Origin of the sequence: Paraburkholderia sp. RL17-337-BIB-A (assembly GCF_046025895.1) — a bacterium.
GTDB lineage: Bacteria > Pseudomonadota > Gammaproteobacteria > Burkholderiales > Burkholderiaceae > Paraburkholderia > Paraburkholderia fungorum_C.
The window spans coordinates 12,735-26,509 of record NZ_JARESY010000001.1; the positions used below are offsets into that span (position 1 = coordinate 12,735).

General features: G+C 57.7%; 9 protein-coding genes. 7 read left to right on the plus strand and 2 right to left on the minus strand.

The annotated features are described in order from the left end of the window. The first annotated feature begins 2,256 nt into the window (after positions 1–2,256). The 3 genes from P0D84_RS00060 to P0D84_RS00070 all read left to right on the plus strand — a co-directional run bounded on the left by P0D84_RS00060 (position 2,257) and on the right by P0D84_RS00070 (position 5,887). Complete coding sequence (locus P0D84_RS00060; RefSeq protein WP_408331401.1) at positions 2,257–2,412, plus strand: hypothetical protein; 156 nt, start codon at positions 2,257–2,259, stop codon at positions 2,410–2,412. Between the two features lie 86 nt (positions 2,413–2,498). Then, positions 2,499–4,178, plus strand: coding sequence for an IS1634 family transposase (locus P0D84_RS00065; RefSeq protein ID WP_408331403.1), 1,680 nt, complete (start codon positions 2,499–2,501; stop codon positions 4,176–4,178). Next, on the plus strand, positions 4,178–5,887 hold the full coding sequence (locus tag P0D84_RS00070; protein WP_408331405.1) for a methyl-accepting chemotaxis protein: 1,710 nt from the start codon (positions 4,178–4,180) through the stop codon (positions 5,885–5,887). The genes P0D84_RS00065 and P0D84_RS00070 overlap by 1 nt, the downstream gene beginning before the upstream one ends. 145 nt (positions 5,888–6,032) lie before the next feature. Here the strand turns inward: P0D84_RS00070 and P0D84_RS00075 are convergent, their stop codons facing one another. Continuing rightward, the gene (locus P0D84_RS00075) at positions 6,033–7,007 is read right to left on the minus strand and encodes a LysR family transcriptional regulator (protein WP_408331407.1); all 975 of its coding nucleotides are present in this window, start codon (positions 7,005–7,007) and stop codon (positions 6,033–6,035) included. A gap of 145 nt (positions 7,008–7,152) precedes the next feature. Here P0D84_RS00075 and leuC point away from each other — a divergent pair, with 145 nt between their 5' ends. From leuC to P0D84_RS00090, 3 genes are read left to right on the plus strand one after another with little or no spacing between them, the layout of a single operon-like run. After that, positions 7,153–8,559 (plus strand): 3-isopropylmalate dehydratase large subunit, encoded by a 1,407-nt coding sequence (gene leuC / locus P0D84_RS00080; protein ID WP_408331409.1) that lies wholly within the window; start codon positions 7,153–7,155, stop codon positions 8,557–8,559. Next, the gene (gene leuD, locus P0D84_RS00085) at positions 8,560–9,201 is read left to right on the plus strand and encodes a 3-isopropylmalate dehydratase small subunit (RefSeq protein ID WP_408331411.1); all 642 of its coding nucleotides are present in this window, start codon (positions 8,560–8,562) and stop codon (positions 9,199–9,201) included. It abuts the gene before it with no gap. A gap of 45 nt (positions 9,202–9,246) precedes the next feature. Beyond that, a complete protein-coding gene (locus P0D84_RS00090) occupies positions 9,247–10,587 on the plus strand; it encodes an MFS transporter (RefSeq protein WP_408331413.1) in 1,341 nt (446 codons plus the stop codon). Between the two features lie 306 nt (positions 10,588–10,893). On the opposite strand, the gene P0D84_RS00095 is transcribed toward P0D84_RS00090, so the two are convergent. Further along, the gene (locus P0D84_RS00095) at positions 10,894–12,039 is read right to left on the minus strand and encodes an ISAs1 family transposase (RefSeq protein WP_408331415.1); all 1,146 of its coding nucleotides are present in this window, start codon (positions 12,037–12,039) and stop codon (positions 10,894–10,896) included. A 431-nt stretch (positions 12,040–12,470) separates the two neighbouring features. Between P0D84_RS00095 and P0D84_RS00100 the strand changes: the two genes are divergently transcribed. Continuing rightward, entirely contained in the window at positions 12,471–13,610 is a 1,140-nt protein-coding gene (locus P0D84_RS00100; RefSeq protein ID WP_408331417.1) for a tyrosine-type recombinase/integrase, read from the plus strand. The last annotated feature ends 165 nt before the right edge of the window (positions 13,611–13,775 follow it).

The window sequence follows — 13,775 nt, forward strand, 5'->3', positions numbered from 1 at the left end:
CGCGATGCGATCTATCGCGTGAACTCGTTTAAATGCTCACGAAGCCCTGCGACGACGTCACTATCACGAGCCGTATAACGGCTTGATCAATGCGTCACTCGTAAAGCGGAGGCGGATTTCCGGATGCCGCGAGAGACCTGTTGAATCGATACGGCACCTGGCCAATGACCAGGAGAGCGTTACCGACCGTTTCGTCAATCTCCTTGTCCAGACCTTCGCAGCACCACGCGGTTGTGGGTCGGACTGTCGTTGTTGACAGCGGAGGGGGTGTCGCCAACGGCCTGGCTCGTGTCCGCAACGCTGGTGGCCGCCTCAGCGACAGGACCGGGTGTAGCGGGTGTAGCGGGTGCAGCGGGAGTGGCGGCATCAGCAGTTGCTGCAGGCGTACTATCATCGCCAGAGCTCTCGCCCCCGCAGCCACCGAGGGCTAGCACTACTGCACCGAGCACGAGGATGGCCGGAAATTTTCGTCGTCGAAAAGGTTGATCGGATGAAGTGCCGGGTCTCGGGAAATATCTGCTGGAATAGGACATCTGTCTATCAAGGCCGTTAACCCGGCCATTAAAACGAACAACGTTCGCGTTAAAGGACGTCGCTACGCGAAATACGCAACAACACGAAGTATACCTAATTAATGTTTCTGCTCTTTGGAGAGGATTTCTGCTGACGAATGAACGAAAAATCATTCAATCACGCATAATCGTCTGATAAATTAATCGTCTGATTCAATGCGACCTACGTCAGCGCGAAGTGCACCTCTCGAGCCCAGATCAGGAAATAGTTCCGGACCAAAAGGCGAAATACCGTACCGGAATAAATTGCCGCTTCCGGGAAGGTATTTTCTACCGGCCTAGTCTGATGAGAAGCACTGATACATAAATGAAACAAAATTTAAGAGACCACTCGTAACGAAGCGTAACGAAGCAACTTGTATTATAGACAACACGTGGTAATAATTTCTGGACTCCCGCTCTTCCCCTTGTGACAAGGGTTAGCAGCTTTTAAGCGCAATTAGAATTAACGTCCCGCAGCAGCTTAAAAAAATTTACCGAGCCGTTTTTGACAGGCATTTTTTGGCTATATTCAGACGTATCTGATACATCATACAAATTCAAACAAAGTGGCACTATTTAATTAATAGCCTCTTTACCAAATATCAGACAAATAGAAATTGACGAGTTTAAGAGTTAATAGGGTCGGTAGCGAAAGGGGCCAAATCTTCAAGAAATCCAAAGTTACCCCCTGCAATGGGCATGTTTGGTATAGGTACTATCGAGGGAAAGGCGCGCGATATTATCTGCAATTCGCCGCCTACAACCCTTAATAAATTAATTGAAAATCGGAATAAAATGTCGTCAATTAAATCATTACTTATCCCGACGTTTTTAAGTTAGCCTCTTCAGGATTGCAGTCTTTTCGCTCCTTCTTCGGTCCTGTGAGCCGCTCGGCATTGCGTTCCGGACTTTTCCTCACGAAGGACTCGGCGAACCGCAATCTTGCTTATTAAGAGCGGCCTTAAATCTTGCAGGGTTTGTCGTATTCGGTTTTGTATCCGCCGGGGTTTGCTCACATCGACAAGTACCTGACACTGGACTATGACGGAGCCGCCAGCAAGCCCAAGTTCGAAATCACGGTTCGCCGTGCCGACGACGCAGTGGATCTTGATCAACTGACGCGCGTACTGACCGGTTGAAGCCACCTCATGGGATGGAGCAACGAATGACCGGCTCGCCGAAGTTCGCGGAGCCGGCCCGCGTGGGCGCGTGTGGATGTTATGGGACACTCAGATCCGCTTAACCAGGGTATTTACCTAAGCAAATACGCCTAAACTATTCGTGGCTCACGCCGATAAATGCGATGTGGCAACCAGCTGTGAGGGACGCGATAGGGTCTCATTGATCCGCAGCATTTGGCGTGCTCACTGCTCAACACCTCGAAGCGCGTTGAACACCTCTTGCGACAACATTGCGTTGCGTCGTGCAGCGCGCTCTACGCCCGCATGTTCAGACGGTCGAAGGTTTCACCCGTCGGCTAACCGGCTGTGCTACCGCTCAAGCAGCACGGGAAGTGTCGATCTCCAGGAGCTCATGTCATCGTCAATCCACATTCCTGATAACCCGACCGTATCTCGCAGCCCGCTCAAGTTTTCTGCACAGCTGCCGATGTGAACGCCTTGGGCACGCGCAAGCTGCGCTCGCGAGCGCGCAGCTTGCCTGTCCCGTCCCCTCACACCTTCCTCTTTCCGATCATCAGCAAATGAAGCTTTCCGTTGCCCATAAGCTCTGGCTGCCGCTCATTCTGAGCCTGCTCTGCCTTGCCGGCCTTGCGATTTACAGTTCACCCGAGTTCGACAGCTTAAACCGATTTTCGGGGCAGTTTGCGGGCAAAGGCGCTGACAAATCAAACACTTGATGCGCGGACCTTGAATAACTCTGTAGTGGCACGCCGATACCACAATACAGCTTGAAACAAGCCATATTCGTGACTACAGTTGTGGCATGTTTATCAAAGTCACGTCTTCGGGTCCACGCCAGTACGTCCAGCTCATGGAATCCTTTCGCGATGAGCTGGGTGTGTCGCGTCAGCGCGTGATTGCTACCTTGGGACGACTGGAGAGCGTACAGGCCGGCGGTAACGATGCACTGATCAACGGGTTGCTGCGTGCGGCGGGCAAACCGACGCTCAATGAGGGCACCGGCGAGGCCGCCTTTACGTCGGGCCTGTCGGTTGGCGACACCTGGATGCTCACGGCGCTGTGGGAAGAACTGGGCTTTGCCGATGCGTTCCGTCGCGTGCTGCGACCGCATCACCAGTTCGACGCCGAGCGCCTGCTGCGCGTGATGGTGTTCAACCGGCTGTGCGATCCGGAATCGAAGCTGGGCATCACGCGATGGCTCGAAGCGACCATGGTGCCGGACGTTGCACCTGAGACGGTCACGCATCAACGGCTGCTGCGCACCATGGATACGCTGGTCGAGTGCGCCGATGCACTGGAGGAGGTGTCTGCCGCGCTGCTGCGCCCGCTGATCGACCAGGAACTCTCGATCGTGTTCTACGACCTGACGACGATCCGTACCGAAGGCCACTCGGAAATGGCAGGCGAGATCCGTCAGTACGGGCTTGCGAAGGAAGGGGACATCGCGCGCCAGGTGATGCTCGGCGTCGTGCAGACCGCCGACGGCCTGCCGATCCATCACGAAGTGTTTGCCGGCAACGCGGCAGAGACGCACACGCTCGTGCCAACGATCACCAAGGTGCTGGCGCGCTATCCGGTTCGCCGCGTCGTGCTGGTGGCCGATCGCGGCCTGCTGTCGCTGGATAACCTGGAAGCGATCCAGTCCATCAAGGTCCATGACCAGCCACTGGAATTCATCCTGGCCGTCGCGGCGCGACGCTATAGCGATTTCGACGAACTGCTCGCCAGCTTCCATAACGACACCTGCCTGAAGGCCAGCACCGAAGTCATCGGAGAATTCAAGTGGCAGGGTCACCGGCTGATCGTCGCGCACCGGCCGGACTTCGCCGCAGAAATGGGTGCCCGGCGCGATAAGCATATTGCCGAACTTGAACGGGACGCAGCGCGCTGGGCCGACAAGCTCGATGGACAGGACGGCGGGCGCAAGCACAAGGGCCGCAAGCTCTCCGACAGCGGTGCCAAGGCGCGTCTTTATCAGGCAGTCTGCGAAGCGAAGCTCGCATCGATCGTCAGGGTTGATCTGAAATCGGACCTGTTCACCTACGACATCGATGAGCGTGCACTGACCCGCGCCCGCATGATGGACGGCAAGCTGATCCTCGTGACCAACGTGCCGGAGCTCACCCCGATCGACGTCGTGAAGCGCTACAAGTCGCTGGCTGACATCGAGCGGGGCTTCCGCGTACTGAAGTCCGAAATCGAGATCGGCCCGGTGTTCCATCGCCTGCCCGACCGGATTCGCGCACACGCGATGATCTGCTTTCTGGCGCTCGTGCTGTATCGCGTGATGCGCATGCGTCTGAAGGCCCGCGACAAAGCCTGCTCGCCCGAGCGTGCGCTGGAAATCGTCCGGCGCATCCAGTTTCATCAGGTCGTCCTTCATCGGCGCCAAAGCGCAACCGGCCTGTCCACACTGACTCCTGAACAGAAGGAACTCTTCGATGCCCTAAACCTGCCGATACCGACAATCCGTAGCTTGTAGTGGCAAATTTGCACCCCCGGGTTCAGCAAAATCAATCACTTACACGAAAATCTGTCGAACTCGGGAGTTCATATCAAACAAAAGAAACGCAACTGAACGACCGTAAAGCGGACATGCAGCATGCAGCGCAAATTGCACTTGGCGTTGTCAAGACCTTCGGCGATCAAGCAAGCGCCGGCACGATGACCGACGCTCAAGCGAAGTCGCGTGCGGTGGATGCGCTGCGCGGCCTCCGGTTTGGCGACAATGGCTATTTCGTCATCGCCGACTCGCATGTCGTCGTGGTGATGAGTCCGTTTCATCCTGAGCTGACCGGCAAGGACGTCAGTCAATACCGCGACCCTAACGGCGTGTACGTTTTTCAAGCCATGGTCGATGCGGTCAAGGCGGGCGGCAATGGGTTCTCCGCCTACGCCTTTCCACGCCCCGGATTGACCGAAGCCGTTCCAAAAATTGCGTACAGCGTGAGCTACAACCCGTGGAACTGGGTGATCATGACTTCGCTCTATGTCGACGATATCGATGCGGCGTTCCGGTCAGCGGTCTATCAGAGCCTCGGGTTGCTGATCGCGCTGGCCTGCGCGTTGTCGACAGTGGTGGTGCTGCTCAATCGCGGCATCATTCGCGCGCTGGGCGGCGAGCCGGCGTACGCCGCCGAAATCGCCAATCGCATCGCCGACTTTGATTTGACAGCGAAGGTCGAGATCGCGCCCGATGATCGATCGAGCCTGCTGTTCTCAATGAAGCGCATGCAGGAACGGCTCACGCGCACGCTCGACACAATCAAGGCTTCCGCCAGTTCGATCGCGGCTGCCACGCATCAGGTTGCCGCGGGCAACACCGATCTGTCGCAACGAACCGAAGAACAGGCCGCGTCGCTCGAGGAAACCGCATCGAGCATGGAAGAGCTGACCGCGACGGTGCGTCACAACGCGGACAACGCGCAGCAGGCGACCACGCTCGCCACCACGGCCTCCGGCATCGCGCAGCGCGGCGGTCAAGTGGTCGGACGCGTGGTCGACACGATGCATGGGATCGCCGACAGTTCATCGAAGGTGGGCGAAATCATCGCCGTGATCGAAGGTATTGCATTCCAGACCAACATCCTCGCGCTGAATGCGGCAGTCGAGGCCGCGCGCGCCGGTGAGCAGGGGCGCGGCTTTGCGGTGGTGGCTGGAGAGGTCCGCACGCTCGCCCAGCGCAGTGCGAGCGCGGCGAGGGAAATCAAGGCACTGATCGGTGAGTCGGTGGATCGGGTGCAGGCCGGCTCGAAGCTCGTCGGGGAAGCGGGCAGCACGATCGACGAAGTCGTCCAGTCGGTACGCCGTGTGACCGACATCATCGGCGAAATCTCGTCGGCATCGGAAGAGCAGCGTACCGGCATCGAGCAGGTCAACCAGGCCGTCAGCCAGATGGACAAGGTGACCCAGCAGAACGCGGCACTGGTCGAAGAAGCGTCGGCGGCCGCGCATGCGATGGCCGAACAGGCGCAGGCACTGCGTGACGCGGTGGCCGTCTTCAGGATCGCCGAAACAGGGCCCACTGCGTCACGAATGGTTGTCGAGCACAGCGAACCGCGTCGGCCAGCACCGACAGTTCGCCGGGCCCCGCACGCAACGTTGAGAAAGCCAAAGACGACGCCGGTCGTTGCAGACAGGGGCACCGTGGTCGCGACCGATACCGGTGTGGCGGACTGGCAGGCCTTCTGAGCGGGTCTGAAATGAACACCGCGACCGATGTGCTCGGCAAACATATCGGAACGATCGCAGGCACGGCGCAAAATCCGCGACCGCTTCCTAAAAGGCTTTGAACTGACCCGCTCCGCTGACGCTGACTGCTATAGGCATTGAATCTTCATGATGGGCGCTCCTCTCCACTTTGGCACATCGATTCCGTATCGGGTGTGGGCGTCCATTCCATTAGATCCGAGCCTATCTCTGGCTTGCCGCCTTTCGTACAGAGGTGGTCGAGAAGGTGCATGGCCGCTATCGGCAAAGGCGCCGTGGGTTTGAATAACAGCTTGAGCTGCCGCACGGCCCACGGTTCGTCGAGCGTCACTGTCACGTAGTCGGAATGATCCCGTTCGGCAAGTGCGATTTCCGGGATGATGGCAATTCCCAGTCCGGCAATGACCATATTGCGAATCGCCTCGAAGTTTGTGACCTGAATGGCCAGACGCATGGGACACCCCAGCGCTTTGGCCGCCTGGGTAGCAAGGGCCAGAATGGACGCGCCGTCTTGCATGCCAACGTGCTCGTAGTCGAGGGTCTCTGCGAATTTCACCGTTTTACGTCGACCTAAGGGGTGGTCCACAGGCGTGATCAACACGAGTCGATCAGTGCGGAACGGTTGTTCCGACAGGCGTTCATCGATGTAGGATGCCGCACATATGCCTATATCCGCATCCCCGCCGAGTACATCCCGCGATACCTGGTCACTGAGACGCTCGACAAGTCCGATCTGAACACCGGGAAAACGATTGACAAACGACTTGAGTTCCTTGGGCAAATAATGCGCCATCGCCGTCAGGTTGACGGACAGCCGCACCTGCCCTCGCACCCCGTCTCTATGCTGTCCCATTTCCCATTCGATTTGCTGCAAATGGTCCATCACGATCTTCGCCCGCCGGTACAGCGCGATGCCCGCGAGGGTCGGCTCGACGCCGCGGCTACGTCGATGCAGCAATGGCGTTCCGGCGGCCCGCTCCAGGTCCGAAATGCGGCGGCTGACAGCGGACACCACAACATTCCCCCGCTCGGAAGCGGCAGAAATGCTTCCTCCTTCAATCACAAAAATAAAGAGCCGCAAAGTCTCAATATCGAAACGCATGGTCAGACAAATCCTTCACATAAACTTGGGTCGAAGAGCTTTGCCGGACCGCGACGGCACTTGTCGCGAACGGTCAATTCAGTCCCACCCGTGGCCTGCTATCCTCACCAGCAAGCATTTCCCGCGCTTTCGATGATGGATAACCATGGTTGACCCCCAAACCCTGCTTGAAAAGATTTGGCAGCGACACGTCGTTTCACAACTGGATGACGATTATTTCTTGCTGTATGTCGACCGGCACTTGTTGAACGAGGTGACGAGTCCTCAGGCATTCGATAGCTTACGCGGTGCCTCGCGTCAACCGTGGCGCGCTTCATCGGTATTGGCAACGGCAGATCATAATATTCCCACAACCAATCGCCTTGCGGGCATGCACAACGAAGCGGCCACGCGACAATTCGCGGCGCTACAGCAGAACTGCAGCGAATACGCTCTGCGCTTTTTCGAGCTGACGGACCGCAGGCAAGGAATCCTGCACGTCGTCGCGCCCGAGCTCGGTGAGACGCTGCCCGGTATGACGATAGCGTGTGGCGATTCGCACACCACGACGCACGGTGCATTCGGTGCGCTGGCGTTTGGTATCGGCACATCGGACGTGGAGCAGATTCTCGCAACACAATGTCTGGTTCTCCGCCGGCCCAAGACGCTGAACGTGCAAATCAGAGGCGAATTGCCGCGCGGCACCTACGCGAAAGACGTCGCCCTGGCTTTTATCGGCCGGTATAAGACCGACTTTGCGACTGGGTTTGCACTGGAATTTTCAGGCGAGACGGTATCCGGATTCAGCATGGAAAGCCGTATGACATTGTGCAACATGGCCGTGGAAGCAGGGGCTCGCTGTGCGCTGATTGGTGTCGACAAGACGGTGATCGACTATCTCGAGGGACGTCCGTCAAGCCCGGTTGGGACAGAGTGGGAAGACGCAAAGCGGTCGTGGTCGACATTGCACAGCGATCCCTCGGCCGAATTCGACAAGACGGTCGTGTTCGACGTGAGCGACCTGCGGCCCCAGGTGACGTGGGGAACGACGCCCGCCATGGTCGCGAGTATCGATGGACAGGTACCGAACCCCGCTGCCGGGTCGACTCACGAGCAGCGCGAAGCCGCAACGCGCGCGCTCGATTACATGGGGCTGGCGGCAGGAACGCGGATTCGGGAAATCGGACTGGATAAGATTTTTATCGGCTCGTGCACCAATGCGCGCATCGAGGATCTGCGCGTTGCCGCCGATGTCGTGAAGGGCAGGAAGGTCGCGTCCACGATCCAGCAGGCGTTGGTCGTGCCCGGTTCCGGGAACGTCAAGTACCAGGCGGAAGAAGAAGGTCTGGACCAGATTTTTGTCGAGGCAGGTTTCGAGTGGCGCGAACCGGGCTGCTCGATGTGCCTTGGGATGAACAACGACAGTCTTGGTGAAGGTGAGCGCTGCGCGTCAACCTCGAATCGAAATTTCGAAGGAAGACAGGGGCGTGGTGGCCGCAGCCATCTGGTGAGCCCGGCTATGGCGGCTGCAGCGGCTATCGCCGGACATTTCATCGACCCAGCGGAACTCTGAATGAAACCATTTCTTATTCTGAAGTCCTACCCGGTGCCGATCGATCGTACCGACGTCGATACCGATGCGATCCTGCCGAAGCAGTACATGGCGTTGACGAGCCGCGTCGGATTCGGCGATTACCTGTTCGACAACTGGCGCTATGCCGAAGCAGGCGAGCCTGGTGACGACATCACAAAACGGACGAAGCGGCTCGACTTCCCACTTAATCAACCTCGTTATCATGGCGCGCAAATCATGCTGTGCCGCGCCAACTTCGGATGCGGATCGAGCCGCGAGCATGCCGTTTGGGCGTTGGCCGACTGGGGGATCAAAGCCATCATCGCGCCCAGTTACGGTGATATTTTCTATGGCAATTGCTTCAAAAACGGCATTCTTCCGATAAGGCTGCCAGCCAATGTTGTCGAAGAGTTGTTCGACGACCTGGCCCGGACAGACAAACCGACACCCATAACGATCGACCTCCCGGAGCAGCGAGTCGTCTGCCAGGGCGGGAAGAGTTATCCGTTTGACCTAGATGCCTCCCGCAAGAATTCTCTGCTGTCAGGCCTCGACGAAATCGGGCAGATATTGGCTAGCCATAGCGAGCGAATAAAAGCGTTCGAAAAGGACCACTTCGCCGCTGAGCCTTGGTTGGCTTGACGCGAGACTACGAAAGTGAAGTTAGAGCATTACCGGAGACGATCAGTGCAGATCGAGCAGCAACACGTCAGTCCTTCGCCAAGCTGGTACGCGAATCTTACTTCAACACATTGGAAAACCCTGGCGGGCGCTTTCCTTGGATGGATTTTCGACGGCTACGAGGCGTTAGCCCTCGTGATCGTGCTCGGGCCGCTGCTTCATTCCGTCCTCACCCCCGAGCAAGCGGCGGCGACGCCGTTCTTCAGTGGCGTGGTGATCGGCATAACGCTGCTAGGTTGGGGTATTGGCGGACTGGTCGGCGGGATTCTCGCCGACTACGTTGGACGTAAGCGCATGATGATGTGGTCGGTATTGTTCTATGCGCTGCTGACCGGGTTGACCGCTTTTTCGCACACGATCTGGCAACTCTGCCTGCTGCGATTCGTTACAGGTTTGGCGATGGGCAGCGAGTGGAGCACCGGCATCGCGCTCGTCGCAGAGACATGGCCAAGAGAGGCGCGGTCCAAAGGCGCAGGATTCCTCCAATCCGGGTTTGGCTGGGGCACCTTGATCGCTGCGGTTATCTGGTACGCCCTCAGTGTGTTCGATCCATTGGGTCCGGACAACTGGAGACTAATGTTCATCGTCGGTGCGCTGCCTGCATTCTTCGTACTCTACATTCGTAAAGGGGTCGATGAATCGGAGAAATGGATCGAGGCCGTACGCACCGGTGAATGGGGCGCAACAGACGCCTCGTCGGGGCCCCGCGGCGGGAAACGCCCCTTCACGCTGAAGCAGGTGTTCAGCGAAGGCGAGTCTGTGCGGCGGATCGTGCTGACATCCATACTGTCCATTGTGACGATCGCCGGATGGTGGGCGGTTTCGAGCTGGCTTCCGGCATACACGCGGGCCATTGCCGCGGCGCAAGGCGTCGCGGGGCACGGGCAATGGGAGTCGCGCGTTTCCATCCTGTACACGATAGGTGCCATCGTCGCCTACATTCTCTCGGGCTTTTTGGCCGATGCACTTGGACGACGGTGGTTTCTGTTCTGGACGTTCCTGGGCTCGCTCGTCACCACCATCATCGTCTATGGTTATGTGTCGTCGATCGGCAGTATGCAGATTTTTGCGCCGCTAAACGGATTCTTCACGCTCGGCTGCGCCTTTGCCTGGTTGGCGATCTATCCGGCTGAGTTGTTCCGGTCATCGGTACGATCCACGGCGGTCAGTTTCATTTTCAATTCGGCACGCATGGTCGCCTGGTGCTTTCCGATTTTTGCAGGCACGATGATAAAGTCGTTCGGCGGTATCGCTCATACAGCGCTCGCTTTCGGTTCTGTGTATGCGATAGGTCTGTTTCTGCCGTGGTTCTTGCCAGAAACCAAAGATCAGGAGTTTCTTGATTAACGTCCCCGACTAAGACCTGCTTATGGGGAATGCTCTGTTCAAGTACTAAGGCGAGTATGCCGGCCGCCCCCTCCCCGGTTGCGGCATCTTCCGGATACGACTCCAAGTGATTGAAATTGCGTCCCGCATAAATTTCGTCATGAAGGGGACAATATGCATACACGCCCGAAACGCCAGCTTCCCCACCAAGTTGGTCGCTCGGGGGTGGTGGTAACGCTTCAGGAGCTTTGTTCCAGATTCCCGGCATCTCTGCTCCAGACATTTAGTGATTCTTGCTGCGTCTGGGCTATTCTCAGGGCCGGAGCATCAAATTCTGGGAAGTCGCGTGAGCTGGAGTAACTCGAATAAGTAGTCGGGATTCCAGCCGGCGACCTTGCGACGTGCGGCCACGCTGCGCTTTTTCTTACCGGATTCGGGCCGCATGCGCAGCAAATTCAAAGTGATGCGGCGCAAGGTGGCGAAATTGGCCGTCGCATTGCGCAAGCGCACGGTGCTGGCGTCCTCGCGGAAGGTCACGTCAAGGCAATGATGCAAACCATTCTCGATGGCCCAGTGCATGCGGCTCGCCTCAAGTAGGTATTTGGCGTCGGGTGCTGCGGAGCTGATCAGGTACTGCGTCTGCGAGCTGACCTGGCCCGCGATCTCGCGTGTCCGCTCAATGCGCACCAGGCTCTTAAGCCTGGGCCAGCGGTCCAGTTCGCTGAGATAGTCCGGCGCTGCCACTGCGACACAGTGACGGGTTTCAAGGCGACCATGCCCTTTATCCAGCGTCTCAAAGATCGATGGATTCATGTGCGCCCAATCGTGGGCTTTGCCGATTCGCATATAGTCTTCAACGGCCTGAGCCAGACCGGGCTGGTTATCCTTCGCAACCAGCAGATAGTCGCCACCACGCTCAGTGATCTTCTGGGCGATGGCCACCTGAGTGCCGATGGCGTCTATGGTTACCAGGCTGCCCTTGAGCGACAGGACGGGCAGCAGAGCTTCAATGGCAGTGATCTCGTTTGACTTCTCCTCGCAGCGCTGCTGCGCCAGCACCAGCCCACTTAGACTCGCGTAGGCCGTCACGCTATGCAAGGCACGCACACCCCTGGCGTGCGTGCCCGAACCACGCACACTCTTGCCGTCGATTGCGATGACCGAATGAAGATCCGGACACACCTCGCCTACCCAATTCAGCAGGCACGCATCCAGTTGCTTCGGATCGAGCACCTCGAAGATCCGTCGGATGGTGTCGTGCCCCGGGATGCCATGGGGCAATTCGAGGTATTGCCGAAGCCTCGCTTCGTTGGCAAGCCCCCATTCTTCCATCTCGTCCCACCCTTGTGCGCCGGCCAGCACAGAGAACAGCGCAATCGACAGAACGTCGATCAACTTGTGCCACGTTCGTCCAACGACGCGGGGATCTTCTATTGCCGACAGCAGACTGATCAGATGTTTTCCCGGGCTCATTTGCGCTACTCTGAAAAACCAGAAGTAAACGCTTTTTCCGCCAAGCTTACAACTCGTTGCTGTAACTCATTGCTTGTAAACGGGTTTTGGCGCTCCGGCCCTGGGGCTATTCTCAACTCCGCCCCTTCTCCGCCAAATAGCGCATAAAGGGGGGTTCTTGCGACATGAGAAATGAAAAAAGGCCCTCGGCTTTCGCCTTAGGGCCTTGATTTTTTCTGGGTTTGGATCACCCAGCGTCATTTCCAGATTTTGGTGCGCCCGGCTGGGATCGAACCAGCAACCCCTGCCTTCGGAGGGCCGGAAACCTCGTCCATGCACATCCATCGAAGTCCAACCAACAGCACCAACCTGTTGATTTTTATATAAAAACAATCCATTGATGTCCAGACCCATCCAGCCTAGAATTTCCGTACCGTTTCCGTACGAAAATCATGGCCTCTTCAATCACCACGAAAACCGCCCGCGACAAACTCGCCCCGCGGCGCGAACCCTACTTCGCGCGCATCCAGTCTGGCCTCTATGTGGGATTTCGCAGGCTAGCTGAAGGCGAGGGAACCTGGGTGGCCCGACGCCGGGCCGAGACCGGAAAACAGGAATACCGGGCACTGGGAACCTTTGCGAATTACGACGACGCGGCCAAAGCCACTCTCGAATGGGCTAACTCGCTAGACGCCGGGGTCTCGCCCAAAAGTACGACCGTCAAGGACGCCTGCGATCACTACGTCAAGCATCTCGGACTTCATAAAGGCTCAGCGAGCAAGGCGGACGCCGAAGGGCGGTTCAAGCGGCTCGTCTACGACGACAAGATCGCTAAAATCGACCTTTCCAGGCTGCGTACCTCGCATCTGAACGACTGGCTGGCAAACCAGATCAGCGAGATCGAAGAGAGTGCCGAAGACGAAGACGATTTGCGCCGTGCCAAAGACAGTGCAAACCGCAACCTTGCTTCATTGAAAGCGGCCTTGAATCTCGCGCTGCACGATCGGCTCGTTGCGACGGATGCCGGCTGGAAAACGGTGTCAAAATTCAAGGACGTCGGCCGCAGGCGCCAATCGTTCCTCCCAAGCGAGCAACGCCTCGCCTTCGTCGCCGCATGCGCCGACGACATCCGCCAGCTCGTCAAGGCCATGCTCTTTACCGCAGCCCGGCCCGGAGAACTTGCCAAAACCAGCGTCAAACACTTCGACCGGCAACAGGGAACCGTGGCCCTTGATGGCAAAACCGGTTATCGAATCGTGTCCCTTTCATCGTCCGCCATCCAGTTCTTCAAAGAACAGACCAAGGGCAAGATCGCCGACGCTCCGATTTTCACAACCGCGTATGGCCATCGCTGGAACAAGGACTCGTGGAAAAAGCCCGTCAAGGAAGCGGCCAAGGCGGCCGAGCTTCCGCCCACGATCGTCATGTACTCTCTTCGACACACCGCAATCAGCGAGATGATCGCGAACGGCATCGACAGTTTTGAAGTTGCGCGGATGGCGGGCACGTCAACCGAGATGATCGACAAGCACTACGGGCATCTGCAACATGACCGAATGCGGGCGAAGCTCGATGCGATCGCGATCCTGTAGGCCGACGAGCCAATACCCAGGCCGGCACCGCGAAAACCATCAACCCGGATGGAGTCTACAGTCGACCGAAAGGCGACGAGCCAACGCTTAATCCGCAGCTCGAGTGGTCGAGTAACTCACGCCCCACCCAAAAAACAGGCACCTGGCCTTGTCCTCGTGACCGGG

Bases quoted from the DNA above. Each gene is read 5' to 3' on its own strand.
- P0D84_RS00060 (WP_408331401.1), top strand. From the start codon at position 2,257: ATGAAGCTTTCCGTTGCCCATAAGCTCTGGCTGCCGCTCATTCTGAGC.
- P0D84_RS00065 (WP_408331403.1), top strand. From the start codon at position 2,499: ATGTTTATCAAAGTCACGTCTTCGGGTCCACGCCAGTACGTCCAGCTC.
- P0D84_RS00075 (WP_408331407.1), bottom strand. From the start codon at position 7,007: ATGCGTTTCGATATTGAGACTTTGCGGCTCTTTATTTTTGTGATTGAA.
- leuC (WP_408331409.1), top strand. From the start codon at position 7,153: ATGGTTGACCCCCAAACCCTGCTTGAAAAGATTTGGCAGCGACACGTC.
- leuD (WP_408331411.1), top strand. From the start codon at position 8,560: ATGAAACCATTTCTTATTCTGAAGTCCTACCCGGTGCCGATCGATCGT.
- P0D84_RS00095 (WP_408331415.1), bottom strand. From the start codon at position 12,039: ATGAGCCCGGGAAAACATCTGATCAGTCTGCTGTCGGCAATAGAAGAT.
- P0D84_RS00100 (WP_408331417.1), top strand. From the start codon at position 12,471: ATGGCCTCTTCAATCACCACGAAAACCGCCCGCGACAAACTCGCCCCG.